This is a genomic window from Gammaproteobacteria bacterium, from assembly GCA_028817255.1.
Classification (GTDB): Bacteria; Pseudomonadota; Gammaproteobacteria; order Porifericomitales; family Porifericomitaceae; genus Porifericomes; species Porifericomes azotivorans.
This window is the reverse complement of sequence record JAPPQA010000168.1, coordinates 1-4,489: the sequence shown is the minus strand read 5'-3', so window position 1 is coordinate 4,489 and position 4,489 is coordinate 1. Positions and strand designations below refer to the sequence as shown.

Below are 4,489 nucleotides of genomic sequence, written 5' to 3'. Positions count from 1 at the left end.
TGAGGGGGAGTCGGCAAGACGAGGGCGCCAGCCCGAAGTCGCGCCGGTGGGGGGAACATCGCAAGCGCCTCCATCGCCCCGCCGCCCAGGGGAACCGCAAGAGCCGCATCCCCCGCAGCCGGCGCCCGGCAACGAGACTGCCCTACTTCTGGTAATCCCGCTTCCACTGCTCGTAGCTCATGCCATAGACCCGCTCCCGGGCCTGCTCGTAATCCATCGCCACGCCCCGCTCCTCGGCGGCGGCGCGGTACCACTTGGACAGGCAATTGCGGCAAAAGCCGGCCAAGTTCATCAAATCGAGATTTTGCACCTCGGTATGCTCCCGCAGGTGTCGCACCAGGCGGCGAAACACTTCCGCCTCGACCTGGGTGCGGATATCCGCGTCCATGGCCCGAGCTGCCGCATCCTGCCCTTCTCTCGCGTCTTGCATCTACGGTTCCTCCATCTCCACTGCCTGCCTTTCCGGCCTCTTCCCCCGCCGAAAGGCGTACCGGCAAATCTTGCCGAAAAAGCGGCGGCGCGCGCAAGGGCCTGTATGGGGCCTGTATGGGGCCGCGGGGGCGGTCACGGCGCCGCCTCGCCCGCGCGCGGCGCATCGTCCAGCGCCATCTGGCGGGCCAGCGCCTGCTGCAAAAAACCCGCCAGCCCTCGCTCATACGCCACGGCATCCGGCCCGTAGGCATCGTTGTGGCCGCCGGGAATGGGCAACAGCATGGGCGGCAGGGGGGCGGCGGTCCCGCTCCGCTCCGCCTCCTCCCAGGCGGCCAGGGCCCGGGCATAGAGCCGCTGGGCGTGGGAATAGGGAACCAAATCATCCTGCGGGCCGTGGACGACGAGCAGCGGCGCGCGCACCAGGGCCACGTAATCTATGGTGGGATAGTAGATGCGGGTAAGCAGCGAAACCAGCAGGTAGGGATAGAGATTGCGCCCCATGTCCTCAATGGAGGTGAAAGCCGATTCCAACACCAGGGCGGCGGGCGCCTGCTCCGAAGCCAGCCGGGCGGCGACCGCCCCGCCCAGCGAACGGCCCACGACGACGATCTCGCCCGGCGCAAAGCCGCGCTCCTCCACCAGGTGCCGCCAGGCCGCGCGCGCATCCCGGTAAGTGCCCTCCTCGTTCGGACTGCCTTCGCTCAAACCGTAGCCCCGGTAGTCCACGCCCAGTACCGCCAGCCCCAGCTGGCGAAAGCGCCACAGGGACAACAAGTCATAAGAGATGTTGCCGCCGTTGCCGTGAAAGTACAGCACCGCGCCGCTGCGGGCGGGCGCGGGCAGAAACCAGCCGTGCAAGCGCACCCGGTCGTCGGTCTCCAGGGCGACCTCCTCGTAGGGCAGGTTGTACTGCGCCGGCGTAACCGGCTGCATGGCGCGGCTGGGCTTATACACATAGTGCGGTTGGAAAAAGTACAACAGCGCCGACAGGGAGACCCAGACGGTCGCCAGGAACAGGCACAGGAGTGTAACGACGTTAAGCAAGCAACGGCGCAGGGCGGGCATCGGCATCCCTGTTCACTCCTCCTGCCGCTCCAGCCAATCCCTGGCGTCCAGCGCCGCCATGCAACCGGTCCCGGCAGCGGTCACGGCCTGCCGGTACGTCCGGTCGGCCGCGTCCCCGGCGGCGAACACCCCCGGCACACTGGTTGCGGTCGCCATTCCGTCCACCCCGCCGCGCACCCGGATGTAACCCCCCTGCATTTCCAGCTGTCCCTCGAAAGGCGCCGTATTGGGGGTATGGCCGATGGCGATAAAGACGCCATGGACGGCCAGTTCGCGCTCCGCGCCGGTATGCGCGTGGCGCACCCGGGCGCCGGTAACCCCCTCGGCGTCGCCCAGCACCTCGGCGAGCACATGGTCCCAGAGAATGCGCAGTCCTCCCTGCTCGGCGCGGCGCAACAGCCGCTCGGCCAGGATCGCGTCCGCCCGCAGGCGCGCCCGGCGGTGGATCAGCGTCACGCCGGAGGCAATGCCGGCAAGGTACAAAGCCTCCTCCACGGCGGTATTCCCGCCCCCGACCACCGCCACCTCCTTGCCCTTGTAGAAAAACCCGTCACAGGTCGCGCAGGCGGAGACGCCGCGCCCCCGGTAAGCGCTTTCCGAAGGCAGGCCCAGGTAGCGGGCGGAGGCGCCGGTGGCGACCACCAGCGCGTCGCAAAGGTAAGAACTCTCCTCCCCGAGCAGGCGGAAGGGACGGCGGGAAAAATCGGCCTCCCGTATGTGATCGGAGACGATCTCCACCCCGAAGCGCCGCACGTGGCGCAACATCCGTTCCATCAAATCGGGGCCTTGCAGATTGCCGGGGTCGCCGGGCCAGTTCTCTACCTCCGTAGTGGTAACCAACTGGCCGCCCGGTTCGGCGCCGGCAACCAGCAGCGGCGACAGGCCAGCCCGGGCGGCGTATAACGCCGCCGTGTAGCCGGCAGGTCCGGAACCGAGTATCAGCAGGCGGGCATGACGCTCCCCTTTTGTGTTCATCGCCTTACAGCCACCTGCAATTCCCAATGCCGCATCGTAACCGAATCGGCGGCGGCGCGGCAAATAACCGCGGCAGCCGACGGCCGCCCGTGCCGTCGGCTGCCGTGAGACGCTCGCAGGCGCCCCTGCGAGCAGGCCGCGCGAACGGCGCCGCAACACGGGAATACATGCCTCCGCTTCGGCCCCGAAGCGGCTGTGGAGAAAAACGGGCGGGGGGCGGGCCGCCCTCTTGGCCCCATTGGCCCCCGTAGGACAGGAGTACCGCGGAACAAGGCGCTAGCGCAAAGCGCCAGCGCGAGGCACGGTTAGAAGCGCAAGACGCCCTCCAACAAGAACTCGTAGTCGGAGGCCCCGCCGCTCGCGGCCCCCTGCCTGGTAGCGCCGGCGTCCAGGCTGAAGCGCTGCGCCTCGAAACGCAGACCGCTGCCGTAATTGAGCGCCCCCTGCGACAGGCCGCTGTTGCCGTAGAGCGTAAACAGACCCGGCGCGTTCCACAAGTGCGCCGCGCCGATGCCGTAAGACATTTCGCTGCTCAGCCCCAGCGCCATCGCGCCCCCGCCGGAGGCGGCGCCCAGCGCGCTTGCTCCGACGCCGCCCGCCGCGCCGCCGGCCAATGAACCGTTCAGGGCCGAACCGTTCAGGGCGCCGGGCGCCCGCGCCAGGCCCAGGCTGGGCTGCAACGCAAACTGCAACCCGCGCCCATCGCCGCTGCGGTCGTAGCGCACGAAGCCCGTTATCGAGTACTCCCGGTAACTGCGCCGGCTCTGATCCTCATTCGTGATCCGCAACTGTCCCTCCAGTTGCGTCTCCAGGCCCAGCTCCGGCCAGCCCAGATCGAAGCCGGCGCTGAACTCGCCCGTCGCCGCGTCGCGATCCGTGTCGCCGAAGTCGTAAGCCATGCCCGCCGTCAGGAAGGGCCGCCCAAGCATCCCGGACTCGAAAGAGAACGGACGCGCCAGCTCGATCTCGCCGCGCAACTGCGACGCCTCCGTCTCCACATCGCCGTATGTCCTGCCGCCGCTCAAGGCGCCCCCGTCCACCTCGCCGCGAAAAACCGACGCCGACAGCCGCAACCGCTTCTCCACTACGCTCAACGACGGGGCAAGCCAACTCAGGCCGCCCGCCGCCATCAACAGACTGGCCGCGCTGGTATTGTGCGCCATGGCGCCGCCCGCGTCACGCTCCGCGAGCCTCACATCGCCCGTGCCCAGGCCGCCCAGCAACCACATGCTCAGCGCGTCCGAACGGCGCCAGGATATGTAGGGATGGACCATCAGCATATTATTCTTGACGGTAGTGCGGCCCCCCGGCGCCATCGGATCCTTCACCTCCACATCGCCGGTGACGTAGCCCAGCGCCGCCCCTGCCAGACGACCGTCGTAGCGCCGCTCCGCGCCCATGTAGTACGCCTGGCTGTCGCCGGCGTAGGACAGTACGCGGCCTGCCTCTTCCGGCTGCCCGTCCAGGCGAGTGTGAGTCGCGCTGCCCCACAGGGCCAGCAGGCGCCCGTCGCCGTCGTTGCTGGTGACCGAGAAATTCGAACTGCCCAGGATTTGAGACAGGCTGCGAAGATCGCCCGTCGTCGCGCCCGCATAGGGGTCGTCCCAGGCCGCATCGTCGCGCGCCGCGCCGTCGCCCGCGTTCCCCGGCAGCGCGCCGCCGGCCAATGCGCTGCCGGCGGCGGCGGCGACGGAGACGCCCGCCTGCCCCGAAGCGGCCGGGGTCGTGTTCAACTCCTCTTGCAGGGTGCGCGCCTCCGCGGACGCCAGGCCGATCCCCTCGGCGCCGGACGCCGCGGCCCCGGCCGCGCCGGAACTAAAGATCTGCCGCCCGTTCACGTGCAGCGTCAGCCCCGGCGCGGACAGCTCGGCACCCGGATCGAAGCGGCGCCCGATCGTCCGGGTCGCCAGCGCCATGGTCGTCGCGTTCAGCGCCGCAACCGTTTGTTCCAGACGCTCCGTACGCGGTCCCGGCGCGTCTTCCGGCGTCTCCGCGATCGTCACCGCCAGCACGGACG

4 protein-coding genes are annotated in these 4,489 nt (G+C 69.3%); all 4 read right to left on the bottom strand.

Features of this window, described 5'->3' with window-relative positions; genetic code table 11:
* Positions 1–142: 142 nt before the first annotated feature.
* Positions 143–388 carry a DUF1244 domain-containing protein gene (locus tag OXU43_06985; GenBank protein ID MDD9824898.1) on the bottom strand — a complete coding sequence of 82 codons (246 nt, stop codon included), beginning with the start codon at positions 386–388 and terminating at the stop codon, positions 143–145.
* 176 nt (positions 389–564) lie between these two features.
* Positions 565–1,503 (bottom strand): alpha/beta hydrolase, encoded by a 939-nt coding sequence (locus OXU43_06980; protein MDD9824897.1) that lies wholly within the window; start codon positions 1,501–1,503, stop codon positions 565–567.
* A 6-nt stretch (positions 1,504–1,509) separates the two neighbouring features.
* The gene (gene trxB / locus OXU43_06975) at positions 1,510–2,472 is read right to left on the bottom strand and encodes a thioredoxin-disulfide reductase (GenBank protein MDD9824896.1); all 963 of its coding nucleotides are present in this window, start codon (positions 2,470–2,472) and stop codon (positions 1,510–1,512) included.
* Positions 2,473–2,777: 305 nt separating this feature from the next.
* The coding region (locus OXU43_06970; protein MDD9824895.1) for a hypothetical protein at positions 2,778–4,489 on the bottom strand (1,712 nt) is incomplete at its 5' end.